This window comes from [Zimmermannella] faecalis ATCC 13722 (genome assembly GCF_000381765.1).
Taxonomy (GTDB): Bacteria; Actinomycetota; Actinomycetes; order Actinomycetales; family Microbacteriaceae; genus Gulosibacter; species Gulosibacter faecalis.
Genome location: NZ_KB907085.1, coordinates 60,794 through 86,598 on the forward strand (window position 1 = coordinate 60,794; position 25,805 = coordinate 86,598).

18 protein-coding genes and 2 rRNA genes are annotated in these 25,805 nt (G+C 65.9%); 3 read left to right on the forward strand and 17 right to left on the reverse strand.

Annotated elements, in window-relative coordinates; genetic code table 11:
• Window positions 1-32: 32 nt before the first annotated feature.
• Window positions 33-953: a universal stress protein gene (locus G328_RS0112755; RefSeq protein WP_019619745.1), complete on the reverse strand. Its 921-nt coding sequence runs from the start codon at window positions 951-953 to the stop codon at window positions 33-35.
• A gap of 147 nt (window positions 954-1,100) precedes the next feature.
• On the opposite strand from G328_RS0112755, the gene G328_RS15410 reads away from it, so the two are divergent.
• Window positions 1,101-1,769: a TetR/AcrR family transcriptional regulator gene (locus G328_RS15410; RefSeq protein WP_019619746.1), complete on the forward strand. Its 669-nt coding sequence runs from the start codon at window positions 1,101-1,103 to the stop codon at window positions 1,767-1,769.
• Window positions 1,770-1,867: 98 nt separating this feature from the next.
• Here the strand turns inward: G328_RS15410 and gabT are convergent, their stop codons facing one another.
• Window positions 1,868-3,193: a 4-aminobutyrate--2-oxoglutarate transaminase gene (gene gabT / locus G328_RS0112765; protein WP_019619747.1), complete on the reverse strand. Its 1,326-nt coding sequence runs from the start codon at window positions 3,191-3,193 to the stop codon at window positions 1,868-1,870.
• A 174-nt stretch (window positions 3,194-3,367) separates the two neighbouring features.
• Here gabT and G328_RS15415 point away from each other — a divergent pair, with 174 nt between their 5' ends.
• Window positions 3,368-4,816 (forward strand): PucR family transcriptional regulator, encoded by a 1,449-nt coding sequence (locus G328_RS15415; RefSeq protein WP_019619748.1) that lies wholly within the window; start codon window positions 3,368-3,370, stop codon window positions 4,814-4,816.
• A 36-nt stretch (window positions 4,817-4,852) separates the two neighbouring features.
• Here the strand turns inward: G328_RS15415 and G328_RS0112775 are convergent, their stop codons facing one another.
• From G328_RS0112775 to G328_RS0112835, 13 genes are all read right to left on the reverse strand, one after another.
• A complete protein-coding gene (locus tag G328_RS0112775) occupies window positions 4,853-5,932 on the reverse strand; it encodes a branched-chain amino acid aminotransferase (protein WP_019619749.1) in 1,080 nt (359 codons plus the stop codon).
• Between the two features lie 26 nt (window positions 5,933-5,958).
• The gene (locus G328_RS0112780; RefSeq protein ID WP_040905841.1) at window positions 5,959-7,017 is read right to left on the reverse strand and encodes a 3-isopropylmalate dehydrogenase; all 1,059 of its coding nucleotides are present in this window, start codon (window positions 7,015-7,017) and stop codon (window positions 5,959-5,961) included.
• 92 nt (window positions 7,018-7,109) lie between these two features.
• Window positions 7,110-8,936 (reverse strand): ABC transporter ATP-binding protein, encoded by a 1,827-nt coding sequence (locus G328_RS0112785; RefSeq protein ID WP_019619751.1) that lies wholly within the window; start codon window positions 8,934-8,936, stop codon window positions 7,110-7,112.
• Window positions 8,937-9,069: 133 nt separating this feature from the next.
• The gene (gene ilvC / locus G328_RS0112790; RefSeq protein WP_275401670.1) at window positions 9,070-10,119 is read right to left on the reverse strand and encodes a ketol-acid reductoisomerase; all 1,050 of its coding nucleotides are present in this window, start codon (window positions 10,117-10,119) and stop codon (window positions 9,070-9,072) included.
• Between the two features lie 29 nt (window positions 10,120-10,148).
• Window positions 10,149-10,655 (reverse strand): acetolactate synthase small subunit, encoded by a 507-nt coding sequence (ilvN, locus tag G328_RS0112795; RefSeq protein ID WP_019619753.1) that lies wholly within the window; start codon window positions 10,653-10,655, stop codon window positions 10,149-10,151.
• A gap of 5 nt (window positions 10,656-10,660) precedes the next feature.
• Window positions 10,661-12,421: an acetolactate synthase large subunit gene (locus G328_RS0112800; protein ID WP_040905843.1), complete on the reverse strand. Its 1,761-nt coding sequence runs from the start codon at window positions 12,419-12,421 to the stop codon at window positions 10,661-10,663.
• A 63-nt stretch (window positions 12,422-12,484) separates the two neighbouring features.
• A complete protein-coding gene (gene ilvD / locus G328_RS0112805; protein ID WP_019619755.1) occupies window positions 12,485-14,206 on the reverse strand; it encodes a dihydroxy-acid dehydratase in 1,722 nt (573 codons plus the stop codon).
• Window positions 14,207-14,296: 90 nt separating this feature from the next.
• Window positions 14,297-14,764, reverse strand: a complete 468-nt coding sequence (mnhG, locus tag G328_RS15420; protein WP_019619756.1) for a monovalent cation/H(+) antiporter subunit G — start codon at window positions 14,762-14,764, stop codon at window positions 14,297-14,299.
• Window positions 14,754-15,179, reverse strand: coding sequence for an MrpF/PhaF family protein (locus tag G328_RS16250; protein WP_019619757.1), 426 nt, complete (start codon window positions 15,177-15,179; stop codon window positions 14,754-14,756). The genes mnhG and G328_RS16250 overlap by 11 nt, the downstream gene beginning before the upstream one ends.
• The gene (locus G328_RS15430; RefSeq protein WP_083919654.1) at window positions 15,179-15,862 is read right to left on the reverse strand and encodes a Na+/H+ antiporter subunit E; all 684 of its coding nucleotides are present in this window, start codon (window positions 15,860-15,862) and stop codon (window positions 15,179-15,181) included. The genes G328_RS16250 and G328_RS15430 overlap by 1 nt, the downstream gene beginning before the upstream one ends.
• Window positions 15,859-17,442: a Na+/H+ antiporter subunit D gene (locus G328_RS0112825; RefSeq protein ID WP_019619759.1), complete on the reverse strand. Its 1,584-nt coding sequence runs from the start codon at window positions 17,440-17,442 to the stop codon at window positions 15,859-15,861. The genes G328_RS15430 and G328_RS0112825 overlap by 4 nt, the downstream gene beginning before the upstream one ends.
• Window positions 17,439-17,957, reverse strand: a complete 519-nt coding sequence (locus G328_RS0112830; RefSeq protein ID WP_019619760.1) for a Na(+)/H(+) antiporter subunit C — start codon at window positions 17,955-17,957, stop codon at window positions 17,439-17,441. The genes G328_RS0112825 and G328_RS0112830 overlap by 4 nt, the downstream gene beginning before the upstream one ends.
• Window positions 17,954-20,977, reverse strand: coding sequence for a Na+/H+ antiporter subunit A (locus G328_RS0112835; RefSeq protein WP_019619761.1), 3,024 nt, complete (start codon window positions 20,975-20,977; stop codon window positions 17,954-17,956). The genes G328_RS0112830 and G328_RS0112835 overlap by 4 nt, the downstream gene beginning before the upstream one ends.
• A gap of 109 nt (window positions 20,978-21,086) precedes the next feature.
• Between G328_RS0112835 and G328_RS0112840 the strand changes: the two genes are divergently transcribed.
• On the forward strand, window positions 21,087-21,899 hold the full coding sequence (locus G328_RS0112840; RefSeq protein WP_019619762.1) for a sugar phosphate isomerase/epimerase family protein: 813 nt from the start codon (window positions 21,087-21,089) through the stop codon (window positions 21,897-21,899).
• Between the two features lie 84 nt (window positions 21,900-21,983).
• Here G328_RS0112840 and rrf read toward each other — a convergent pair.
• Together rrf and G328_RS0112850 are read right to left on the reverse strand one after the other, a co-directional pair.
• A 5S ribosomal RNA gene (rrf, locus tag G328_RS0112845) occupies window positions 21,984-22,100 on the reverse strand.
• A 134-nt stretch (window positions 22,101-22,234) separates the two neighbouring features.
• Window positions 22,235-25,307 (reverse strand): 23S ribosomal RNA (locus G328_RS0112850).
• Between the last annotated feature and the right edge of the window lie 498 nt (window positions 25,308-25,805).

Below are 25,805 nucleotides of genomic sequence, written 5' to 3' on the forward strand. Positions count from 1 at the left end.
ATACGCGCGGTCGCGCGCCGCTCGGCGCACGCCTACTTGCCGGCGTTGTCGCGCTTTGGGCCGCGGTATTCGCTCGGCAGCACGATGACCGGCACCTCGAGCGCCTCGAGGATGCGCCGGGCTCGCGACCCGAGAAACACGCTCAGCCCGCGGCCGAGCCGGCTCGAGCCGATGAGCGCGAGGTCGCCCGGGCGCCAGTCGATCTTCGCGAGGGCGTCTTCGAACCCGCGCCCCTCGGCGATCTGAATCGTCGCGCGCCCCGAGTCGAGCATCCCGACCGCGGTGTCTTCGAGGTGGCGCCCGCCAAAGCTGCGTGCCTCGTCGTAGATCTCGCGCACCTCGCGCGGCGCGACCTGGTCGACCTGCACGAGGGAGACGAGCCTGAGCGGCACGTCGCGCTCGACCGCGCGCTGCACGGCCCGGCCGATGACCACTTCGGAACCCGCGCGCGTGCCGTAGATGCCAGTGATGCGCTGCACGGGTGTTCCCGGGTCGGCGAAGCGCCGCACCGCGAGCCCAACGGGCACGGGCGAGGCGTGCAGCAGGGCGTTCGCGACCGGCCCGAGCGTGAACCTGTGCAGAATCGGGCCCGCGTGTGCACCGATCACGATCACCGAGGCATCGACCTCTTCGGCCGCCTCAATCAGCCCGCGGGCAGGGTTGTCGTCGAAGCGCACCTCAAAGCGGGCGTCGATCCCCTCGGGCACGCGGCGCAGCGCGTCATCGCGCCACTCGCGCAGCTGGGCCGAGTAGATGCGGTCGGTGGGGATGAACGTGCCGACACTCGCGGCACCGTACGCCGACGGCTCGGGCACGACCATCGTGATGATGACTTCTGAGCCCTTGTCGCGAGCAAGGAAGCTCGCGAGGGCGAGTGCGTCGTAGCCCGGCGCATCCGCGACATACCCCACGATGATGCGCTCGGGGGATGTCGATGCTGCCGGTGCCGTCATTGGCTGCCACTCCTCATTCTCACTGCGCGCTCCCGCACCCTCTCGAACGGCGCCGCCACGCGTAGCCATAATGCTACCCGCCGACCCCACTGACGAATGTCGATCATTTATTCTTTACCCTGAAGGCACCGACGAAGGAGGCCGACCATGGCTGGAAACCGACGCCCCGCGGGCCGACCGCGCACGCGTATCCTCGGCCGCGAGGTCATCACCGAGGCCGCGCGCAAGATTATTGCGACGAACGGCGTGCAGGCGTTCACAATGACGCAACTCGCCGCCCGCCTCAATGTGACCCCGTCGGCGGTGTACAACCATGCCGACTCGAAGCTCGAGATTTTGCGCTGGATCGAAGACTCGATCATGGGCGAGATCGACGTGACGCCCTTCGATGAGAAGCCGTGGCGCGAGGCGCTGAAGCTCTGGGCGCGCAGCTACCGCGACACGATGGCGAAGCACTCCGAGCTCATCACGGCGATCGCGACGACCGAGGTGCTCGAGTCGCCGCAGACGGTCGCAATGTACGAGCGCGTCACGCAGGCGCTCGTCGAGGCCGGCTGGCCGCTCGAGTCGATCGTGCCGCTCATCACGGCGCTCGAGTCGTTCATCTACGGCAACGCGATCAACGAGCACGCGCCCGAAGACGTCTACGCGGTCGGCGAGCTCGCGCGCTACGCGCCGACGTTCTCGAAGGCGGTTGAGGCGCAGCCCGAGCGCAGCCAGCACGCGATCAACGACGAGCTGTTCGACATCGGCTTCGAGGCGATCGTGACGTGGACCCAGGAGCACTTCGCGAAGGGAACCGGAGCGCAGAAGTAGAGCGCGAAGGGAACCGGAGCGCAATAACAGAGCGTCAGCCCAAACGAACGGCGGGGCCCGAGTCAGTGACTCGGGCCCCGCCGTTTCGTGGATACGCGCTACGCGTTCGCGCGGATCGCGGCGACCAGCACGTCGAGGCCGTCGCGGAGCGTCTTCTCCGGCATGACGAGCGGGGGCAGCAGGCGAATCACGTTGCCGTAGGTGCCGCAGGTGAGGAACAGCACGCCCTCGCCGAGCGCCTGCTTCACGATCTTGCCGACGACCTCGGGGTTCGGGGTCTTGTCGGCACCCGTGACGAACTCGATCGCGAGCATCGCGCCGCGGCCGCGCACCTCACCGACGATGTCGAGCTCGTCGACGAGCGGCTCGAGCACCGACTTCGCGACCTCTTCGATCTTCAGCGCGGCGTCGAGCAGGCCCTGCTCCTCGTACGCCTCGATCGTCGCGAGCGCCGACGCGTTCGCGACCGGGTTGCCCGAGTAGGTGCCGCCGATGCCACCGGGCTGGGGCGCATCCATGATCTCGGCGCGGCCGATGACTGCCGACAGCGGCATGCCGCCCGCGAGGCCCTTCGCCGAGGTGACGAGGTCGGGCTCGATGCCGCTCCATTCCGAGCAGAACCACTTGCCGGTGCGGGCCATGCCGGCCTGCACCTCGTCGGCAACGAACACGATGCCGTTGTCGTTCGCGAACTTCACGAGGCCCTCGAGGAACCCGTCGGCCGGCACGAGGAAGCCGCCCTCGCCGACGAGGGGCTCGATGACGATCGCGGCGACGTTGTGCGCGCCGACCTGCTTCTCGATCGCCGAGATGGTGCGGGCCGCGGCCGCTTCGCCCGAGAGCTCGTCGCGGTACGGGTAGCTGAGCGGCACGCGGTAGATCTCGTTCGCGAACGGGCCGAAGCCGTCCTTGTACGGGAGGTTCTTCGCGGTCATCGCCATCGTGAGGTTGGTACGGCCGTGGAACGCGTGGTCGAACACGACGATCGCGTTGCGGCCCGTGTACTTACGGGCGATCTTCACGGCGTTTTCGAGCGCCTCGGCACCCGAGTTGAACAGGGCGGCCTTCTTCTCGAACGAGCCGGGGGTGAGCTCGGTGAGGCGCTTGCAGAGCTCGACGTAGTTGCCGTAGGGCGCCGTGTTCACCTGCAGGTGGAGCGCGTTCGCCGCGGCGTCCTGCACGGCCTTGACGACCTTCGGGTTCGCGTTGCCGACGGTCGACACGCCAATGCCCGAGCCGAAGTCGATGAACTGGTTGCCGTCGACGTCGCGCAGCACGACACCGTCGGCGTCCTCGATGTAGCTCGGCAGGGCCGAGCCGATCGACGCGCTCACGTACTTCGTGCGCTCCTTCGCGAGCTCCTGCGACTTGGGGCCGGGGATCTCGGTGACAATCTTCCGCTGCTGTTCGAGACGGAACTCCATTGCTCTGCCTTCCTTTCACCGCCCTGCGTGGGCGCTCGATGACCGACGTGACTTGGTAAGGCGCACGCCTCACCACAGCGTTCAGCGTACGCCCGCAACGTGACGCACAGCATGTCGTCATGCACCACGCGAGGCCAGCTTGTTGTGCACTCGCACGGCCCGTAGGCTCGGGGCATGGTCACGACGATCGCCGAGCTCCTGCGCGCCCCCGAACTCGGGTTGCGGCTGCGCCTCGGCGACGAGGTGCCGCTGCGGCGCGAGCTCGACTGGGCCGTCGTCACCGAGCTCGTCGACCCCTCCCCCTCGCTCGCCGGTGGCGAGCTCGTGCTCACGACCGGCGTTCGGCTTCGCACGCCCGAGCAGTTCCGCAGCTTCGTCGGCGCGGTCGCCCAGGCCGGGTCGGCGGGCCTCGGGTTCGGCATCGGCATCAGCCACGACGAGATCCCCGAGGCCCTGCTCGACGCCGCCGCGAGCGCGGGGCTCCCCGTCGTCGAGGTGCCGTTCGAGGTGTCGTTCTCAGAGGTCACGCGCTACGTCGCGGCCCGCAACGAGAGCGAGCGGGTCGCGAAGCTCGAGACGCGCTATCGCCAGCGGCAGCGCCTCGTCGAGCTGCTGCTCGGCGACGGCGAACTCGAGGCGATGCTCGCGGCGCTCGGCAAAGACGCCGCGGCCCACTTCGCGGTGTCGCTCAACGGTGAGATCGTCGCCGGCACGCTCGAGGTCGACGACCCGGCCGTGACGGGGTGGGATGCGCTGCCGATCGCCCTCGCGAACTCGGGCCAGGCGACGCTCCACGCCTCGCATCCGCGCCGCGACGACCTCATCAACGCGGCCCGCTCCCTCGTCGGCCTCCACCTCTCGCAGGCGGCGAGGCGCATGCGCTCGGCGCGCGAGCAGGCGGGCCAGGTGCTCGGCGATCTCGGCTCGGGGCTGCTCGACGACGCGAGCACCGCGACGCGGCTCGAACAGGTCGGGCTTCGGCCGGGCCGGCGGTATCGGATGCTCGTGGCCGAGCAGCGCGCCGGCACGCGCGGCGACCTCGCGACCATGCGCATCCCGAACTCGCTGCAGGCGACCGCGACGGCGCTCGTCGAGGGGCAGCTCATCGTCGTGCTCGACGACGACGCGGGCGACCCGCACATCGCCGCCGAGGTGCTGCTCGCGACGACTCGCGCGGCAGGTATCTCGGCGCGCATCGGCATCGGCGGGGTGTACCCGGTTGGTGTGGCGCTGCGGTGGAGCTGGCACGAGGCCCGCGACGCGCTCGCGCACCTCGGCGACGACGAAGAAATCGGCCAGGCGACGCGCATCTCGCTCGCGTCGCTCGTGCTCGGGGCCGCGAACACGCCCGTCGAGCAGCTCGCCCGCGAGGTGCTCGCACCGCTCGAGCGCAGCGACGCCGAGCACGGTACCGCGCTCATCGACACCCTCGACGCGTGGATCGAGCACTCGGGTGCCGCGGCCGAGGTCGCCGAGGCGCTCGGCACCCACCGCAACACGGTGCGCTACCGCATCGAGCAGATCACGCGCCTCACTGGGCTCGACCCGCGCATCACCGACGACATCGTGCAGTTCGCGCTCGCGCGCACCGCGGCGCGGCTCCTCCCCCGCCGCCACGCCTGACGCGCGGCGACGAGGGCCAGCGACGAGAGCCGCAGCCTACGCGAGCTTGACGAGCCAGCCGTGCGTGTCGTTGACGTCGCCGTTCTGAATGCCCGTGAGCTCGGCACGGATGCGCATCGAGAGCGAGTCGAGGGTGACCGGCGGGTTCTCGATGGTGAAGTCGGTCGCCTTGAGCGTGCCGATCGGGGCGATCACGGCGGCGGTGCCGACGGCGAACGCCTCGGTGATCTCGCCGGCGGCGGCACCCTCGCGCCACTCGTCGAGGGTGATGCGGCGGCGCTCGACCTTGTGGCCGGCCTCAGCGACGAGCTCGAGGATCGCCTCGTTCGTGACGCTCGCGAGAATCGAGTCGGACTCGGGCGTCGCGACGGTGCCGTCCTTGAACGCGAGCACGATGTTCATGCCGCCGAGTTCCTCGAGGTACTTCTGCTCGGAGGCGTCGAGGAACAGCACCTGCTCGCAGCCGTTCTCATACGCCGTCTGCTGCGGCAGCAGGCTCGCGGCGTAGTTGCCGCCGCACTTCGCGGCACCCGTGCCGCCTCGGCCGGCGCGCGAGAGCTCGCGCTCGAGCCAGATGTCGACGGGCCGCGTCGGGTCGGCGAAGTACGAGCCGGCCGGCGAGGCGATGACGAAGTACGAGACCGTCTGGGCCGCGCGCACGCCGAGGAAGTCCTCGTTCGCGATCATGAACGGGCGCAGGTAGAGCGACTGCCCCTTGCCGTGCTCGGGCACCCAGCGCTCGTCGATCTGCACGAGCTGGCGCAGCGACTCGACGAAGAGTTCCTCGGGCAGCTCGGGCAGCGCGAGGCGGCGCGCCGAGGCGGCGAAGCGTGCCGCGTTGCGCTCGGGGCGGAACGTGTGCACCGAGCCGTCGGCGTGACGGTACGCCTTGAGGCCCTCGAAGATCTCCTGGGCGTAGTGGAAGACGGCGCTCGCCGGGTTCAGCGTGAGCGGCCCGTAGGGCACGACCCGCGCATCCTGCCAGCCGCCGGCTTTCGTCCAGTCGATGACGACCATGTGGTCGGTGAAGTGCTGGCCGAACCCGGGGTTCGCGAGCACCTCCTGCAGCTCGGCATCGGTTGCGGGGTTGGGATTACGGTCGATTCGAAACGACATTGGGTTCCTTGCAGTGAGCAGTTGAGTTAGTTCGCGAGCCGGGCGACGATCGCGTCGCCGATCTCACTCGTCGTGCGGGCGGCGCCGTCGCGGGCGGCGAGGTCGGCTTCGCAGGCGCCCTCGACGCGGTCGGCGGCCTCGACGAGGTCGAAGTGTCGCAGCAGCAGGGCAACCGACAGGATGGCCGCGGTCGGGTCGGCCTTGCCGGTGCCGGCGATATCGGGTGCCGAGCCGTGCACGGGTTCGAACATGCTCGGGAACTCGCCCCCGGGGTTGATGTTCCCCGAGGCTGCCAGGCCGATACCTCCGGTAACGGCGCCGGCGAGGTCGGTGATGATGTCACCGAAGAGGTTGTCGGTCACGATCACGTCGAAGCGCGACGGATCGGTCACGAAGAAAATAGTGGCCGCATCGATGTGCAGGTAGTCGACGGCGACGTCGGGGTACTCGCCCGCGACCTCGTTCACGATGCGGTTCCACAGCAGCCCGGCGTTCACGAGCACGTTCTTCTTGTGCACGAGCGTGAGCTTGCCGCGGCGGGTGCGGGCGAGGTCGAAGGCGTATCGCACGGTGCGCTCGACCCCGTGCGCGGTGTTCACCGAGGTCTCGGTCGCGATCTCGTGCGGGGTGCCGGTGCGCATGGCGCCGCCGTTGCCGGTGTAGAGACCCTCGGTGCCCTCGCGCACGACGACGAAGTCGATCTCGCCGGGTGCCGCGAGCGGGCTGCGCGCGCTCGGCCAGAGCTTCGAGGGGCGCAGGTTGATGTAGTGGTCGAAGGCGAACCGCAGCTTGAGCAGCAGGCCGCGCTCGAGAATGCCGCCCGCGAGCTTCGGGTCGGCCGGGTCGCCGCCGACGGCGCCGAGGAGCAGCGCGTCGTGGCGGGCGAGCGTGTCGAGCGAGGCGTCGTCGAGCACCTCGCCGGTTTCGAGGTAGTGGCCCGCGCCGAACGGATACTCGGTCTCGGCGAGCTCGACGTCGGCGGGCAGCGCCGCGCGCAGGACTTTGCGGGCCTCGGTGATCACCTCTGGGCCGATTCCGTCGCCCTCGATCACTCCGAGATCCAGCTTCTGCACCACGCTGCGCATCCTTTCGCCTGAACCGTGGCCACCCTGTGCCGTGGCCACGTATTCGCTAAGCCTACCGCGCAGCGCGGCGTCTCCAGGTGCCGCGATCGCGCCTACTCGGCAATACCGAACTGCTCGCGCAGCCGCTCCCGGCTCGCCTGCGTGCCCTCGAGCTGCAGCGCGAGCAGCTCGGCGTAAATTCCGCCCGAAGCGGCGAGCTCGGCCGGGGTGCCGACCTCGTCGATTCGGCCGTCGCGGAGCGTGATGATGCGGTCGACGTGCTGAATCGTCGAGAGGCGGTGCGCGATGATGAGGCTCGTGCGGTCGCCGGCCATGAGCTCGTCGAGCCCCGCCTGCACGGCCCGCTCGCTCTTCGTGTCGAGCGCGCTCGTCGCCTCGTCGAGAATGAGCACGGGCGCGTCCTTCAGCATCGCGCGCGCGACCGCGATGCGCTGCTTCTGACCGCCGGAGAGCTTGAGCCCGCGCTCGCCGATGACCGAGTCGAGCCCGTGCGCGAACCCCTCAATGAACTCCCACGCGTTCGCCCGCTTCGCGGCGTCGATCACCTCGGCCTCGCTCGCGTCGGGGCGGCCGTACGCGATGTTCTCGCGAATCGTGCCGCTGAACAGCGACGGCTCCTGGAACACGACGCCGACCTCGGCGCGCAGCGCCGGCATCTGCAGGTGCGCGATGTCGCGGCCAAACAGCTCGATGCGCCCCGACGTGACGGGGTAAAACCCGAGCAGCAGGCTCACGATCGTGCTCTTGCCGCCACCCGAACCGCTCACGAGCGCGATGCGCTCGCCGCGCTCGATCGCGAAGCTGATGCTGCGCAGCACGGGGGTCTCCTCGTCGTACGCGAACTCGACGTCGTCGAAGCGCACGGGCGCGGCGTCGGGCCGCGGTGCCGGGTGCTCGGCGTCGGCCCGCTCGGTTTCGCGCAGTTCGATGCCCTCGCGCTCGTCGGCGGGAAGCTCCATCACGCGGAAGTAGTCGCGCGAGCCCGCGATCGCGTGCTGCGCCGAGTCGATGATCCACGACATCATCGACACGGGCGCGCGGGCCATCGACACGAGCTGTATGAGCAGCACCATCTCGCCGATCGTGAACTGCCCCTGCGCGGTCTGCACGAACAGAATCAGGTAGATGCCGAAGAACACGACGTTGAGCGCGATGCGTCGCAGCGCATCCATGCCGTGCCAGAGCCGCGACTGCTGGCTCGTGAGGTCGACCGTCGCGCGAAACTCGCGGCGAAAGAGCTTCCACTCGCGGGCCTCCTGCGCGAAGGAGCGCACGGCCGGCAGCTGCCCGACGACCTCGCTGAAGCGGCCGCGGGCCGTGTCGACGTGCAGGTTCTTGTCGTGCTCGATGCGCTGCCAGCGCCGCGAGGTGAGCGCCGTGAGCCACATGTAGATGGGGAACAGCGCGAACAGCAGCAGCGCGATCGGCCACGAGTAGAACGCCGTGATGCCGAGCACCGCGACGGTCGTGACGAGCATCGAGAACATGTTGTTCGCGAACGACTGCACGAACTGCGTGACCTCGCTGATCGTGCGGTCGAGGCGCGACACGATCGTGCCGGTGAGCTCATTGTCGAAGTAGCGCTGCGGCAGCTGCAGCAGCTGGTTGTAGTACCGCGTCGAGAGCAGCGAGCGCATGCGGGCGCTCATGACGTCGCCGAAGTAGCCGCCCGACGAGTCGGCCGCCGTCACGACCAGTTCAACGGCGAGAAACGCGACCGCGAGCCAGAGCACCGTGCTGACGCCGGCCTCGAACGTGAGCTGCCCGCCGACGATCGCGACGATCTCGTCGGTCGCGCGGCCGATGATGAAGGGCGTGACGAGCGCGCCCGCCGCCGACAGCAGCGCGAGCGCGACGATCGCCGCGTAGTACGGCGTGAGTTCGCGGGTATACCGAAAGAGCTTCGCGAGAGCGTTCACTCCCCCGACCCTAGCCAGGCGCGACCGCGCGCACGCGTCAGTGCGCTGTTGGCGCAACGCAAACGTGCGCCGCCCGGAGTGGGCGGCGCACGTTCCCCGCGAGCGGGGTGGATGCGAGGGTGCGGCTTCGCGCTTAGCGCGCGGCCTGACCGTCGGTGTAGTCGGCGTCCTGCTGCGACCACGCGAAGAGCTTGCGCAGTTCCTGACCGGTCTTCTCGATCGGGTGCGACTGCTGCTCCTCGCGGAACTTCTTGAACTCGGGCGCGCCCGCGTCCTGATCCTCGATGAAGCGCTTCGCGAAGGCACCCGACTGGATGTCGGCGAGCACGGCCTTCATGTTCTCCTTGACGCTCGGGTCGACGACGCGCGGTCCCGAGACGTAGTCGCCGAACTCGGCGGTGTCGGAGACGCTCCAGCGCTGCTTCGTGATGCCGCCCTCCCAGATGAGGTCGACGATGAGCTTGAGCTCGTGCAGCACCTCGAAGTAGGCGATCTCGGGCTGGTAGCCAGCCTCGGTGAGCACCTCGAAGCCGTACTGGATGAGCTGCGACGTACCACCGCAGAGCACGGCCTGCTCGCCGAAGAGGTCAGACTCGGTCTCTTCGGTGAAGGTGGTCTTGATGCCGCCCGAGCGCAGGCCGCCGATTGCCTTCGCGTAGCTCCACGCGGTGTCCCACGCGGTGCCCGAGGCGTCGACCTCGACCGCCGCGATGACGGGAACGCCACGGCCGGCCTCGTACTCGCGACGCACGGTGTGGCCGGGGCCCTTCGGGGCGACCATGATCACGTCGACGCCCTCGGGCGCGGTGATGTAGCCGAAGCGAATGTTGAAGCCGTGCGCGAAGGCGATGGTCTTGCCCGGTGCGAGGTTCGGCTCAATGTCGTCGGCGTAGAGGCCGCGCTGGCTCTGGTCGGGAGCGAGGATCATGACGACGTCGGCCCACTTCGTGGCCTCGGCGTTCGAAAAGACTTGGAAGCCTGCTTCCTCGGCCTTCGTGCGCGACTTCGATCCCTCGCGGAGTGCGATTGCGACCTCGACGCCCGAGTCGCGCAGGTTCTGCGCGTGCGCGTGGCCCTGCGAGCCGTAGCCGACAATGGCAACCTTCTTGCCCTGGATGATCGACAGGTCTGCGTCGTTGTCGTAGATGATCTCAGCCATGTGTGATCGATTCTCCCTTGATATTTCGATGATGTTCGGTCGGTGAGCGGTGGCTAGCGGAGCACGCGCTCAGAAATGGACTTCGGGCCGCGGCCAACCGCGAGGAGGCCCGACTGCACGAGCTCGCGGATGCCGTACGGTTCCAGCATGCGCAACAGCGCCTGAACCTTGCCCGAGTCTCCCGTGGTTTCGATCACGAGCGAGTCGGGCGCGACGTCGACGACGCGCGCGCGGAACAGGTTGACGGCCTCGATCACTTCGGAACGCGTCTGCTTGTCGACGCGCACCTTCACGAGGATGTGCTCCCGCTCGACCGCGCTTGCCGGGTCGAGCTCGACGATCTTGATGACGTTGACCAGCTTGTTGAGCTGCTTCGTCACCTGTTCGAGCGGGAAATCTTCGACGTTCACCACGACGGTCATGCGCGAGAGGCCCTCGACCTCCGACGACCCCACGGCGAGCGAGTCAATGTTGAAGCCGCGGCGGGCGAACAGCCCCGCGACGCGGGTGAGCAGGCCCGGCTTGTCTTCGACGAGCAGCGAAAGAATGTGCTTCGACATCGCGGTTACTCTCCCTCGTAGGCCGGGCTCGCGTCGCGCGCGTAGCGAATGAAACTGTTGGAGACGCCCTGCGGCACCATCGGCCACACCATCGCGTCGGCCGACACGACGAAGTCGATGACGACCGGGCGGTCGTTCGTCTCGAGCGCAAGCTTGATCGCGTCGTCGATCTCGTCTTCGTTCTGCACCCGCACGCCGAGCGCGCCGTACGCCTCAGCAAGCTTCACGAAGTCGGGCACGCGCACGGTGTCGTGACCGGTGTTGAGGTCGGTGTGCGAGTAGCGACCGTCGTAGAAGAGGGTCTGCCACTGCCGCACCATGCCGAGCGACGAGTTGTTAATGACGGCGATCTTGATCGGAATGTTGTTGATGACGCAGGTCGCGATCTCCTGGTTCGTCATCTGGAAGCAACCGTCGCCGTCGATCGCCCACACGACGCGGTCGGGCTGAGCAACCTTCGCGCCCATCGCGGCCGGTACCGCGTAGCCCATCGTGCCGGCGCCGCCGGAGTTGAGGAAAGAGTTCGGGCGCTGCAGGCCGAGGAACTGCGCCGACCACATCTGGTGCTGCCCGACGCCCGTGGCGTAGACCGCCTCGGGGCCCGTGAGCTCGCTGATGCGCTCAATCACCTGCTGCGGGGCAAGCAGCCCGTCGGTCGACGGGGTGTAGCCGCGCGGGAACTCGTTGCGCAGGCCCTGCAGGTACTCGAGCCACTCGCTGATCTCAAGCTTGCCGTGGCCGCCGTCGCGAAGCGCCCGCGTCACGTCGGCGAGCACCTCCTTCGCGTCGCCCACGATCGGCACGTCGGCCGTGCGAATCTTCGAGATCTCCGCCGGGTCGATGTCGATGTGCACGACCTTCGAGTTCGGCGAGAACAGCTCGGCCTTGCCCGTCACGCGGTCGTCGAAGCGGGCGCCGACCGTGAACAGCAGGTCGGCCTCCTGCAGCGCGAGCACCGCGGGCACCGTTCCGTGCATGCCCGGCATGCCGAGCATCTGCGGGTGGCTGTCAGGGAACACGCCGCGCGCCATGAGCGTCGTCACGACGGGCGCACCCGTGAGCTCCGCGAGCTCGAGCAGTTCGGGGGCCGCGCCGGCGCGACCGACGCCGCCGCCCGCGTAGATCACGGGCTTGCGGGCCGCGAGCAGCGCGTCGCGCGCGGCGACGATCTGCTTGCCGTGCGCCTTCGTGATCGGGCGGTAGCCCGGCAGGTCGAGCTTCACCGGCCACTCGAAGTCGAACTCGCCCTGCTGCGCATCCTTCGTGATATCGACGAGCACGGGGCCGGGGCGACCGGTCGAGGCGAGGTGGTACGCACTCGCGATCGCCGCGGGCACGTCCTCAGGGCGCTTCACGAGGAACGAGTGCTTCGTGACCGGCATCGTGATGCCGACGATGTCGGCCTCCTGGAACGCGTCGGTGCCCATGAGCGTCGAGAACACCTGGCCGGTGATCGCAAGCATCGGCACCGAGTCCATGTAGGCGTCGGCGATGGCGGTGACGAGGTTCGTCGCGCCGGGGCCCGACGTCGCGATGCAGACGCCGACCTTGCCGCTCGCCGAGGCGTATCCTTCGGCCGCGTGGCCCGCGCCCTGTTCGTGGCGCACGAGGATGTGGTTGAGCGACTTCGCGTCGAGAATCGCGTCATAGGCCGGCAGGATCGCGCCGCCCGGCAGACCGAACACGTCGGTCACGCCGAGCAGCTCGAGCGTGCGCACCACGGCGGCGGCACCGGTAATCCGCTCGGGTGCAACTTGAGTTGTCATTTGAATGTGTGTCCCCATCGAGTCAAAGCGGGCAGTTTCCGGGCCGGCGCGTGCGGCAATGCACTAGCCCGTGACGGCGCCCTCCGAGGCGCTTTTCACGAGCTTGGCGAACTTCGCGAGCACACCGCGCGTGTAGCGCGGGGGCAGCGGTTCCCAACCTTCACGGCGGTTGGCAAGCTCGGTCTCGTCGACGAGTAGGTCCAAGGTACGAGCTGCGATATCGACCCGAATTCGATCGCCGTTGCGCACAAAGGCGATGGGTCCTGCATCTACAGCCTCTGGCGCAACGTGGCCGATACACAGGCCAGTTGTGCCGCCTGAGAATCGACCGTCAGTGAGCAATAGTACATCCTTGCCGAGGCCGGCTCCCTTGATCGCGCCCGTGATGGCGAGCATCTCGCGCATGCCGGGGCCGCCCTTCGGGCCCTCGTAGCGAATCACGACGACGTCGCCGTGCTCAATCTCGCCGCGGGTCAGCGCATCCATCGCCTCGCGCTCGCGCTCGAACACCTTCGCGGGGCCTTCGAACGCCTCGAGGTCGAAGCCGGCCGACTTCACGACCGCGCCCTCGGGGGCGAGCGTGCCGTGCAGGATCGAGATGCCGCCGCGCTCGTGGATCGGGTTGTCGAGCGTGTGGATAATCTCGCCGTCGAGGGGCTGCGGCTTCAGCTCCTCGAGGTTCTCGGCGACGGTCTTGCCCGTGCAGGTGAGGGCGTCGCCGTGGATCATGCCCGCGTCGAGCAGGGCCTTCATGACCACCGGGATGCCGCCGATGTTGTCGACGTCGTTCATGACGTACTTACCGAACGGCTTCATGTCGGCGAGGTGCGGCACCTTGTCGGCGATGCGGTTGAAGTCGTCGAGCTGCAGGTCGACGCCCGCCTCGCGAGCGATCGCGAGCAGGTGGAGCACAGCGTTCGTCGAACCACCCATGCACATGACGACGGCGATCGCGTTCTCGAACGCCTTCTTCGTGAGGATGTGCTCGGTCGTGATGCCGCGGCGCAGCATCTCGACGACGGCCTCGCCCGACTTGTGGGCGTAGTAGTCGCGACGGCGGTCGGCCGACGCGGGCGCGGCCGAGCCGGGGATCGACATGCCGAGGGCCTCGGCGACCGACGCCATCGTGTTCGCCGTGTAGAAGCCACCGCAGGCACCCTCGCCGGGGCAGATCGCCTCTTCGATGCGCTTGCGGTCTTCTTCGCTCATGAGCCCGGCCTTGCAGGCACCGACGGCCTCGAACGCGTCGATCACCGTGACGTTGTCCTTCACGGTACCGTCGCTGAGGCGCACGCGGCCCGGGTAGATCGAGCCGGCGTAGAGGAACACGCTCGCGAGGCGCAGGCGCGCGGCGGCCATGAGCATGCCGGGGAGCGACTTGTCACAGCCGGCGAGCAGCACCGAGCCGTCGAGGCGCTCGGCCTCCATGACGGTCTCGACCGAGTCGGCGATGACCTCGCGCGACACGAGCGAGAAGTGCATGCCCTCGTGGCCCATCGAGATGCCGTCAGACACCGAGACGGTGCCGAACTGCAGCGGGTAGCCGCCGCCGGCGTGCACGCCCTCCTTGCAGCCCTGCGCGAGCCGGTCGAGGCTCAGGTTGCACGGCGTGATCTCGTTCCACGAGCTCGCAATACCAATCTGCGGTTTCGCCCAGTCATCGTCGCCCATCCCGACAGCGCGAAGCATGCCGCGCGATGCGGTCGCCTCGATGCCATCGGTGATGACGCGGGATTTCGGCTTGATGTCGACGCCGTCGACGGGCGGTACAGCTTGGTCGGTCATGGTGAAAGTCTATCCCTCACCAGTCGCCCCGAGCGCCGCCCGGCTCCCGCCCGATTGCTCGGGACTGGTGGGGTTCGACAGCCCGAGCCGCTAAAGCTTGGGGGCGTTGGGGTTGCGCGTCTCGGGTTCGGATGCGTCGGCCGCGTCGTCGAGCAGCTCGACCTGCTCGCGGGCCGCCTCTTCCTCTTCGGCACGCTGGGCCCGCTTCACCTCGTCTTCGAGCTCGTCGATGCGCAGCTCGACGAACTCGTAGTGCCGCGAGCGGTAGCCGCCGCGCGCGAGCACCATACCGGCGGCCGGGGTCGTGAGGAACTGGAAGAGGATGATCGGCACGAGCAGCACGATCGTCCACGCGTCGGTCTGCTGCAGCGCGAGCCCGACGAGGATGAACAGGAGCCCGGCCGCCTGCGGCTTCGACTGCGCGTGCAGGCGCGAGAGCAGGTCGGGGAAACGCAGCAGCCCGAGGCCCGCCGAGAACGAGAGCACGGCGCCCGCGAGCACGAACAGGATCGTCGCGAGATCGAGCCAGGTGTTGCCACTCAGGCCGTTATCGTTCATTGCGCACCTCCCGAGCGACGGCGTCGTGGGCGCGCTGATGCCGCGAGACCTCTTCTTCGACGAGCGAGCCGTCGTCGCGGTGCCGCGTCACGTCGTCGGCGTCGGCGGGCTCGGCGTCATTCGGGGTCGAGTTCAGGGTGTTGCCAGCGCGGCCGCGCGACACGAACCGGGCGACGGCCATCGTGCCGATCGAGGCCGTCATTGCGAGCGTGAGCACGAGCGGCAGCGTCGTGAGGTGGCCACGCAGGGCCATGTCGGCCGAGAGCACACAGATGAGCACGGTCGCGAGGGTGTCCGAGCCGACCATGCGGTCGACGACCGAGGGGCCACGGATCACGCGGATGAGCGACATGATCGCGCCGGCGGCAAAGAGCAGCCCGATGACCCAGATGAGCACGGTGAACAGCAGTTGCATTAGAGCCCCGCCTCCCATTCGGCCTCGCGCGCCCGGCGCGCGGCCTCGCGGCGCTCCTCGTACCGGCGCTGTCGGCGCGACGCGAACAGCGGAGGCATACCGCGCTCGGCGCGGTCGTCGTTGATGAGCGCGATGTCTTCGTGGTTGCCGAGCGCGACGACCACCGCATCCTCGATCTTCTCGGCCGCGACGCGAGCCTTCGCGATTTTCTCGTCGGTGTCGGCGTCGAGCACGTGAAGGTAGAGAATGCCGCGCATGCGGTCGACCTCGACGACCGCGGAGCCCGGCACGAGCATGTTGATCTCGGCGGCGAGCGTGAGCAGCCAGTCGGAGTGCACGCGCATGCGCGAGGCGATGATCGACGCCTGCGGGGGCGCCTGCGGCCGTACCGCGAGCCACGCCATCTGGAAGGTCGAGCCGACGAGCCAGCCGAGCACCTTCGCGAGCAGCACGAACGAGTAGCCGAGGTGCATCCGGCCCGACAGCAGCACGGGCGGCAGCTCGAAGACGCGCACGACGATGAGCGAGAACACGATGCCCGTCACGACGCTGATGAGGTCGATGTGCCCCCAGAGCACCACCCAGATGACGACGAGGCCAATGAGCAGCGGCAACTGCGTGAGCAATTGCACGGCGGGGCGCTGCAAGCGCTCCGCACGCACTACGGGGTCGGCGGATCTCATGGCTTGATCCCCTCCGTTCCGCTCACGCCGTCGACGTACGCCGCCGGAATTGTGAGGTTCGCGGCCGCGGCGTCGGCGAACTCGTAGATCTGCCCGGCAAAGACCGTCATGCAAATTGTGACACCGACCATGACCGCGGTCGCGGTGTTCATGACGATCGAGTTCGCCTTGCTCTCGCTCACGACGTCGCCGCCCGGAATCTCCTCGAGCTTCGTCATGAGCTGCGAGTCGAACCCGGCCACCTCGTCTTGCGAGCGCCAGAAGCCGAGGTTCCACACGCGAATCAGCGCGTACAGCGTGAGGAGGCTCGTGAGCGCCCCGACGCCGATGCCCGTCCACACGAGCCACTGCGGCACCTCGAGCGCCGTGCCCTCGGCACCGGCGATGAACAGGCCGAGCTTGCCGATGAAGCCCGAGAACGGCGGAATGCCGCCGAGGTTGAGCATGGGCACGAAGAAGATGACCGCGACGAACGGCGAGCGCTGGAGCATGCCCGCGAGGTGCGTGAGCGTCGCGGTACCGGCGATGCGCTCGATTAGCCCCGTCACGAGGAACAGTGCGGTCTGCACGAGAATGTGGTGGGCGATGTAGTAAACGGTCGCGGCCCAACCCGCCTCGGTGCCGAGGGCGATACCGAAGATCATGTAGCCGATGTGGCTCACGAGCGTGAACGAGAGCATACGGCGAATGCCCGCCTGTGCGACGGCACCGAGAATACCGATCACCATCGTGAGCATCGCGACGACGATGAGCAGCACCGAGATGTCGTTCTGCGCGAACAGCAGCGACTCGCTGCGGAGGATCGCGTAGACGCCCACCTTGGTGAGCAGGCCGGCGAACACGGCCGTGACGGGCGCGGGCGCCGACGGATACGAGTCGGGCAGCCAGAACGAGAGCGGGAAGAGCGCGGCCTTGATGCCGAAGCCGACGAGCAGCAGCAGGTGGAGCGGCAGCTGCACCTCCTGCGGCAGCTCGGCCATGCGAATCGCGATCTCGGCGAAGTTGACGGTGCCGACGGCCGCGAAGATCGCGGCGATTGCGGCGAGGAAGATGAGCGACGAGACGAGCGAGACGACGATGTACGTGATGCCGGCGCGGATGCGCGAGGCGGTGCCGCCCAGCGTGATGAGCACAAAGCTCGCGACGAGGAGAATCTCGAAGCCGACGTAGAGGTTGAACAGGTCGCCCGCGATGAACGCGTTGTAGACGCCCGCCGCGAGCACGAGGTAGGTCGGGTAGAAGATCGAAACTGGCGTCTCGTCGTCACCGTCAGTCGCGCCCTGGCCGATCGAGAACGCCATAACCGCGATGAGCACGATGCTCGTGACGAGCACCATGAGCGCCGAGAGGCGGTCGACGACCAGCGAGATGCCGAACGGGGCCGCCCATCCGCCCACCTGAATCACGAGCGGCTGGTCGGCCGTGTGCACCGCGACGATGAGCGCGATCGAGATCGCGAGGGCGAGCACCATCGTGACGCTCGCGAGCAGAATCTGCAGCCGCTGCTTGCGCGCGGCGGTCAGCGTGATCGCGGCGCCGAGCAGCGGCACGAGCACGATCAATGGAACGAGCCAGCTCATGCGTCACCGCCCTCTCGTTGCTCGCGTGGCTTTTCTTGGTTCGCGCGTTCGTCGATCTCGTCTCGGGTCGGGGCACCCGCGACGGCGACCTCGGCATCGGAGCCGAACTCGGTGTCGCCCGAGTCCTCCTCGTCGAACACCTCGTCATCTTCTTCGGGATCGACTGTGCGCAGCTCGACGGCCTCGTCATCGTCGTCGACCTCGTCGCCGTGCGCGAGGCGCCACGACCGGTAGAGCAGCGCGAGCATGAACGCCGTCGTCGCGAACGTGATGACGATCGCGGTGAGGATGAACGCCTGTGGCAGCGGGTCAGAGAAGTCCTCGGGGTTCGCGCCGTCGCCCATGAGGGGCGCCGAGCCGTAGCGGCCCGAGACGAGGAAGATGAGCACGTTCGTCGCGTTGCCGATGAGCATGACCGCAAGGATCATGCGCGTGAAGCTGCGCTCGAGGAGCATGTAGACGCCGCAGGCGTACATGACGACCATGCCGACGAGCAGCACAACGTTGAGCGTCATGAGTCGCTCCTCTCGCTGCGCCGGCGCACGACGGGAATCGAGCCGGTCATGGGCTTCGGCGTCGGCACCGTGCCGCGCACCTCGGCGCCGTCGATGACGACCGCGCCGACGTTGCGTGCCCCGAGGTGTTCCTCTTCGGCCTGCACGTCGAGCTCCGACCCGAGCGAGCGGAGGATGTCGATGACGAGGCCGATGACGATGAGGTAAACGCCGATGTCGAAGATCGTCGACGTGACGAACACGATGTGCCCGATGCCCGAGACTTCGCTGTCGACCCAGAAGCTCGTGAGCGGCGGGTAGCCGAAGAAGATCGGCACGATCGCGGAGCCCGCGGCGAGCACCATACCGATGCCGAGCAGCCGACCCGCGTCGATGCGCACCGCCGCGTCGAGCTCCTCGCGACCGCCAGCGAGGTAGCGCGCCGAAAGGGCAAGGCCCGCGATCACGCCGCCCGCAAACCCACCGCCCGGGTCGTTGTGCCCGGCGAACAGCAGGTAGAGCGACGCGATGAACAGGGCGTGGAAGATGATGCGCACGACGACCTCGACGACGATCGAGCGGTGCTCGGGCGCGAGGGAGTTACCGGCGATGAGCCACGGGCGGTGGTCGTCGGAGCGGCGAAGCGGCGCCTTGCCCTCGACCGACTGCGCGCCCTTGACGAAGTTCGAGAAGAATCGGCGGCTGCGCTGCCGCACGTCGGGGCGGGCCGCCGCCTCGCGCTGCGAACCGCGGGCGCTGAGGTATACGAGGCTCGCGACACCGGTCGCCGCGGCGATGAGCACCGACAGCTCGCCCATGGTGTCCCAGCCGCGCAGGTCGACGAGCGTGACGTTGACGACGTTGTACCCGTGGCCGCCCTCGACCGCGAGCTCTGGGAAGCTGAGGCCGTCGGAGGGGGCGATGCGGAAGCCCATCGCGATTGCCGTGATCACGCCGATCGCGAGGGCGACCGAAATCGCGATCACCCAGCGCAGCCACGCGGGCAGGTTGTTCTCGATGTGGGCGTGCTTCGCGGGTAGGCGACGCAGCACGAGCACGAACACGATGAGAGACATCGTCTCGATGAGCGCCTGCGTCGTCGCGAGGTCGGGTGCCCCGTGGAGCGCGAACATCACGGCGATCGCGTAGCCGGTCGCGCTTACGAGAATGACGCCCTGGAATCGGCGCGTGCTCTGAGTGACGGCGATCGACGCCATGATGAGCACGACGACGATGCCGAGCTGCACCCACGAGAACGAGTAGTCGAGGTCGAGCTGCGAGTAGTCGATGAACGGGAGCGGCACGACGACCGCGGCGACCGTGACGATGAAGATGATCGCGAGGTAGAACGGCAGCGAACCGCGCTGGGTGCTTGAGGTGACCCGGGCGGCGACCGTGTCGAGTACACGCAGCGAGAGCCAGTAGCCTCGCGCCGCCTCGAAGAGATCGGGCACGAACGACTGCACCCGTTCGACCTTGCGGCGGGCCGCGAACAGCCCGAGGCCGGTCAGCAGCGTGATCGCCGAGATGCCGAGGGCGGGCTCGAGCCCGTGCCAGATCGCGAGGTGGTACGGATGCTCGGGGTCGAGCATCGGTGCGGTGTCGGCCGACTGCGCGATGAGGTGGTCGATCGGCGTCGCGAAGAACGGGATGACGATGGTCGTGACGACGAGCAGGATGGGCGCGATGAGGTCTTCTGCGTGCCGGCCGGCCTTCTCCCCCGGCTCGATGCCGGGCTTCGACGCGAATGCGCCCCAGAGGAAGCGGCAGGTGTACGCGACGGTGAGCATCGACCCGACCGCCGTGCCGATGAGTGCGACCCAGCTCCACGAGTCGCCGAGCGCGACGCCCGTGAGGAAGCTCGAGAACACCGCCTCTTTCGCCACGAAGCCCCACAGCGGCGGAATGCCAGCCATCGAGGCCGCCGCGATGATCGCCGTGACCGTGAGCACGGGCATCCGTCTGCCGAGCCCGCTGATCTTGCGGATGTCTCGCGTGCCGAGCTGGTGGTCGATGATGCCGACGATGAGGAACAGCGCCGCCTTGAACAGCGCGTGGCCGATCACCATCGCGATCGCCGCGAGCATCGCGTCGCGCCCACCGAAGCCGGCGATGGTCATCATGAAGCCGAGCTGTGACACCGTGCCGTAGGCGAGGATCAGCTTGAGGTCGAACTGGCGGAGCGAACGCCAACCGCCGACGAGCATCGTCCACACGCCGAGCACGATGAGCGTCTCGCGGAACCCGGGCACTTCGGCGAAGGCGGGCACGAGCCGGAGCACAAGGTAGACGCCCGCTTTCACCATCGAGGCGGCGTGCAGGTAGGCCGACACCGGGGTCGGTGCCGCCATGGCACCGGGGAGCCAGAAGTGGAACGGCAGCTGCGCCGACTTCGTGACCGCGCCGACGATGACGAGCACGAGCGCCGTGGTGAGGAAACCGTCGTGCGGAATGTCGGCGGTGAGGATCTCACTGAACAGCGCCGAGCCCGCCCCGACGTGGAGCATGACAATGCCGACGAGCATCGCGAGCCCGCCGAAGGTGGTCACGAGCAGTGCCTGCATCGCCGCACCGCGCGAGGGGCGTCGACCGGTGTAGTGACCAATCAGCAGGTACGAGAGGATGCTCGTGGCCTCCCAGAATACGAACATCAGGTAGATGTTGTCGGTCGTGACGAGGCCGAACATGACGCCCGCGAAGCCGAGCAGAACCCCGGCGAACCGACCGAGGCCGGGCTCGTCCTTCGTGAAGTAGCTCGCGCAGTAGAGCAGCACGAGCGCCCCGATCGCGGTGACGATCATCGCGAGCACCCAGCTGAGCGCGTCGATGCGGAAGTCGAGGTTCATCGACAGCGTGGGCAGCCACTCATACGAGACTCGCCAGGTCTCCCCCGCGAAGATCTGCGGGGCGAGGGAGGCGGTCCACACTGCGGCGGCCGCCGAGACCGCGGCGCCGATGTAAAAGAGGGAGGTACCGGGAAGTCGACGCAGGGCCGGCATCGCCAAGCTCGCAACTGCGAAGAGTGCGAGCAAGAAGGCCATCCGCGGTCTCCCTTCGCAATCTCACATACGTACTCATCTATTTTACCTGGGAATCCCTGGCAACCGCGACTTCACCAGCCTGTCACGCTGCGGGCGTACGCTGACGACGATGATCAAGATTGGTATGAGCACCTCGTGCACCTTTCCAAAGCCGACGTCGCAGGCGTTCAAGATTGCTGCGGCCGCTGGCTATGACGGCGTGGAGGTGATGGTGTCGACCGAGAACGACTCCCGCAACCCCCACGCGTTGCGCGCCTTCTCGGCGAGATACGGCCTGCCCGTACTGTCGATTCACGCACCCGTGCTGCTGTTCACGCAGTTCGTCTGGGGCACGAAGCCCGATGAGAAGCTCGAGCGCACGGTGGAGCTCGCGCACGAGATGGGCGCCCGCACCGTCGTGGTGCATCCGCCGTTCCGCTGGCAGGGTTCGTACGCGACCCGCTTCGAGGAGCAGGTGACGCGACTCGAGCGGGAATCGGGCATCGCCCTCGCGGTCGAGAACATGTTCCCGTGGAACGTCGCTGGCAGCCAGAAGGCATACCTGCCGGGCACGAACCCGATCGAGATGAACGTCGATTCGATAACGCTCGACTTTTCGCACGCCGCGCTCTCGGGCGAGAACTCCTACGACATGGCGATCGCCGCCGGCGACCGCCTGCGCCACCTGCACCTCTGCGACGGAGAGGCGCCCGACGGCAAGAAGCGATTGTTCGACGAGCACCGGATGCCCGGGCAGGGAGGCCAGCCCGTCGCGAAGACGCTGCGGCACCTCACCGACAGCGGATGGGACGGGCTCGTCATCGCCGAGGTGAATACCCGATCGGCGCGAAAGGATGAAGCGAAGCGGCTGCACATGCTGCGCGAGACGCTCGAGTTCGCGCGCACGCACACCGCGGTGCCGGCGCAACAACCGCAGCAGTAGTTTGCTTCTGCTTCGGGTAGGAAACAAAAAAAGAGAGGGTGTGAATCCGACCGAAGTCGAAATCACACCCTCTCGTTAAGTTAAGTTCGGCAGTGTCCTACTCTCCCACAAGGTCCCCCTTGCAGTACCATCGGCGCAAAGACGCTTAGCTTCCGGGTTCGGAATGTAACCGGGCGTTTCCATCTCGCTAAAACCACCGAAACACTTCTCAACACACAACCACCACACCCCCACACACAACCGCATGCGGGCACATGATGTCTTGATCGTATGTCAAGAACCACACAGGGACGCGAACATCTAGATTCGTTACTTATCGCACATTGGCAAAGAGATTATTGAAGTCATCGGCGTATTAGTACCGGTCAGCTCCACACCTTACAGCGCTTCCACATCCGGCCTATCAACCCAGTCATCTACTGGACACCTCTCCCCCAAAACGGGGATGGAAGTCTCATCTTGGAGCCGGCTTCCCGCTTAGATGCTTTCAGCGGTTATCCGTCCCGAACGTAGCCAATCAGCCGTGCCCTTGGCAGAACAACTGACACACCAGAGGTTCGTCCTTCTCGGTCCTCTCGTACTAAAGAAAGATCTCCTCAAACTTCCAACGCGCGCAGCGGATAGAGACCGAACTGTCTCACGACGTTCTGAACCCAGCTCGCGTACCGCTTTAATGGGCGAACAGCCCAACCCTTGGGACCTACTCCAGCCCCAGGATGCGACGAGCCGACATCGAGGTGCCAAACCATGCCGTCGATATGGACTCTTGGGCAAGATCAGCCTGTTATCCCCGAGGTACCTTTTATCCGTTGAGCGACAGCGCTTCCACAAGCCACTGCCGGATCACTAGTCCCGACTTTCGTCCCTGCTCCACCTGTCAGTGTCACAGTCAAGCTCCCTTGTGCACTTACACTCAAAATCTGATTACCAACCAGACTGAGGGAACCTTTGGGCGCCTCCGTTACTCTTTGGGAGGCAACCGCCCCAGTTAAACTACCCACCAGGCACTGTCCCTGAACCGGATCACGGTCCGAAGTTAGATAATCAGAATGACCAGAGTGGTATTTCAACAACGACTCCACCAACACTAGCGTGCCAGCTTCACAGTCTCCCACCTATCCTACACAAGCCACACCAATCACCAATACCAAGCTATAGTAAAGGTCACGGGGTCTTTTCGTCCTGCTGCGCGTAACGAGCATCTTTACTCGTACTGCAATTTCGCCGAGTTCGCGGTGGAGACAGCTGGGAAGTCGTTACGCCATTCGTGCAGGTCGGAACTTACCCGACAAGGAATTTCGCTACCTTAGGATGGTTATAGTTACCACCGCCGTTTACTGGGGCTTAAATTCTGTGCTTCGCCAAAGCTAACACTTCCTCTTAACCTTCCAGCACCGGGCAGGCGTCAGTCCGTATACATCGTCTTGCAACTTCGCACGGACCTGTGTTTTTGATAAACAGTCGCGTCCCACTAGTCTCTGCGGCCACCACACCCTTTCGGAGTAAATCCTAATAAGCGGATGGCCCCCCTTCTCCCGAAGTTACGGGGGCATTTTGCCGAGTTCCTTCACCACGATTCTCTCGAACTCCTTAGTATTCTCTACCTAACCACCTGTGTCGGTTTGGGGTACGGGCGACTCAGACCTCGCGTCGATGCTTTTCTTGGCAGCAGAGGATCACCAACTACGCCTTTACGGCTTCCGCATCAGCTCTCAGGCTACACGCATGGCGGATTTACCAACCACACACCCTACAACCTTGCCCGGATACAACCATTCACCCGGATTGGCTACCTTTCTGCGTCACACCTGTTACTACGCTACCCGCCCCAGCATCGGTTCGAACGCTCCACCACACTCCCACACCAAAGGCGCAGGAAGCAGCTTCAGGCTCTTAGCATCACTGGATTAGGTTTGGACGGTCTTTCGCCGGTACGGGAATATCAACCCGTTGTCCATCGACTACGCCTGTCGGCCTCGCCTTAGGTCCCGACTTACCCAGGGAAGATTAGCTTGACCCTGGAACCCTTGGTTATTCGGAGGACGGGTTTCTCACCCGTCTTTCGCTACTCATGCCTGCATTCTCACTCGTGTACCGTCCACGACCACGTTCCCGTGCCGCTTCACCCAGTACACGACGCTCTCCTACCCAGCCAACAAATATTGACTGCCACGATTTCGGTGGTGTGCTTGAGCCCCGTTACATTGTCGGCGCGGAATCACTTGACCAGTGAGCTATTACGCACTCTTTCAAGGATGGCTGCTTCTAAGCCAACCTCCTGGTTGTCACTGCAACTCCACATCCTTTTCCACTTAGCACACGCTTAGGGACCTTAATCGGTGGTCTGGGTTGTTTCCCTCTCGACAATGAAGCTTATCCCCCACTGTCTCACTGCTGCGCTCTCACTTACCGGCATTCGGAGTTTGGCTGACGTCAGTAACCCGGTAAGGCCCATTAGCCATCCAGTAGCTCTACCTCCAGCAAGAAACACGCAACGCTGCACCTAAATGCATTTCGGAGAGAACCAGCTATCACGAAGTTTGATTGGCCTTTCACCCCTAACCACAGCTCATCCCCCCAGTTTTCAACCTAGGTGGGTTCGGTCCTCCACGACGTCTTACCGACGCTTCAACCTGGCCATGGCTAGATCACTTCGCTTCGGGTCTAGAACATGCGACTCAACGCCCTCTTCAGACTCGCTTTCGCTACGGCTACCCCACACGGGTTAACCTCGCCACACATCACTAACTCGCAGGCTCATTCTTCAAAAGGCACGCCGTCACCCCGAAAGGCTCCGACGGATTGTAAGCGAACGGTTTCAGGCACTATTTCACTCCCCTCCCGGGGTTCTTTTCACCTTTCCCTCACGGTACTAGTCCGCTATCGGTCATCTGGAAGTATTTAGGCTTATCGGGTGGTCCCGACAGATTCACACAAAGTTTCACGGGCTCCGTGCTACTTGGGATACTCATCAACACCAACACACTGTTTCGGATACGGGACTCCCACCCACTCTGGTCAGGCATTCAAACCTGTTCTCCTACACTGCGCTAGACGCCTGCCGCGTGGTAGCACGACCAACAAGTCCCACAACCCCGACCATGCAACCCCTACCAGGTATCACACACAACCGGTTTAGCCTCATCCGCTTTCGCTCGCCACTACTCACGGAATCACGTTTGTTTTCTCTTCCTGCGGGTACTGAGATGTTTCACTTCCCCGCGTTCCCCCTCAACACCCTATACATTCAGGTGCGAGTAACCACATCAAGTGCGGCCAGGTTTCCCCATTCGGAAATCCTCGGATCAACGCCCGTTTATCGGCTCCCCGAGGCTTATCGCAGATTACTACGTCCTTCATCGGCTCCAGATGCCAAGGCATCCACCGTTCGCTCTTAGCAACTTCAAAATCACCAAGTACGATACATAAGAATCAAAATGAACTCGAAATCAGAAAACTAATTTCAAATAAAAATTATCCACCACCCCACACCACAACCACACCCCGAAAGACGCAGCCATGACACGAAGCGGCAAATAAAGATGCTCGCGTCCACTATGTAGTTCTCAACATACAATCAGCACCACCCGAACCCAGAAACCACAGTTCCTGACCCCGCAGTGGCCTGCAGGAAACCCACCCACCAGCAAAACCGCTAGCAGGCGTGACCGGTCCCCAAGGACCCAACAGCGTGCACCACAAACCAGCCACAACCCCAACCAGCTTCCAACCAACCCCCGAAAGAGCCGGCGTACTACTCGTTAGAACCACAACCAGTTCCAGCCATATGTTCCACCCTTGAGCACCAGCGCCACCCAAACGGTGACACCAGCAACCCCACCCAAGATCTTCTCGAGTGAAATATCGCTCCTTAGAAAGGAGGTGATCCAGCCGCACCTTCCGGTA

Coding starts and splice junctions, on each gene's coding strand:
- ilvN (WP_019619753.1), bottom strand. CDS start 10,655: ATGTCGAAGCACATTCTTTCGCTGCTCGTCGAAGACAAGCCGGGCCTG.
- G328_RS0112825 (WP_019619759.1), bottom strand. CDS start 17,442: ATGAGCTGGCTCGTTCCATTGATCGTGCTCGTGCCGCTGCTCGGCGCC.
- G328_RS0112840 (WP_019619762.1), top strand. CDS start 21,087: ATGATCAAGATTGGTATGAGCACCTCGTGCACCTTTCCAAAGCCGACG.
- G328_RS0112775 (WP_019619749.1), bottom strand. CDS start 5,932: ATGTCGTTTCGAATCGACCGTAATCCCAACCCCGCAACCGATGCCGAG.
- G328_RS0112755 (WP_019619745.1), bottom strand. CDS start 953: ATGACGGCACCGGCAGCATCGACATCCCCCGAGCGCATCATCGTGGGG.
- G328_RS0112830 (WP_019619760.1), bottom strand. CDS start 17,957: ATGACGCTCAACGTTGTGCTGCTCGTCGGCATGGTCGTCATGTACGCC.
- G328_RS0112800 (WP_040905843.1), bottom strand. CDS start 12,421: ATGACAACTCAAGTTGCACCCGAGCGGATTACCGGTGCCGCCGCCGTG.
- G328_RS0112835 (WP_019619761.1), bottom strand. CDS start 20,977: ATGGCCTTCTTGCTCGCACTCTTCGCAGTTGCGAGCTTGGCGATGCCG.
- G328_RS15415 (WP_019619748.1), top strand. CDS start 3,368: ATGGTCACGACGATCGCCGAGCTCCTGCGCGCCCCCGAACTCGGGTTG.
- gabT (WP_019619747.1), bottom strand. CDS start 3,193: ATGGAGTTCCGTCTCGAACAGCAGCGGAAGATTGTCACCGAGATCCCC.
- G328_RS0112780 (WP_040905841.1), bottom strand. CDS start 7,017: ATGCGCAGCGTGGTGCAGAAGCTGGATCTCGGAGTGATCGAGGGCGAC.
- G328_RS15430 (WP_083919654.1), bottom strand. CDS start 15,862: ATGAGATCCGCCGACCCCGTAGTGCGTGCGGAGCGCTTGCAGCGCCCC.
- mnhG (WP_019619756.1), bottom strand. CDS start 14,764: ATGAACGATAACGGCCTGAGTGGCAACACCTGGCTCGATCTCGCGACG.
- G328_RS16250 (WP_019619757.1), bottom strand. CDS start 15,179: ATGCAACTGCTGTTCACCGTGCTCATCTGGGTCATCGGGCTGCTCTTT.
- G328_RS15410 (WP_019619746.1), top strand. CDS start 1,101: ATGGCTGGAAACCGACGCCCCGCGGGCCGACCGCGCACGCGTATCCTC.
- ilvD (WP_019619755.1), bottom strand. CDS start 14,206: ATGACCGACCAAGCTGTACCGCCCGTCGACGGCGTCGACATCAAGCCG.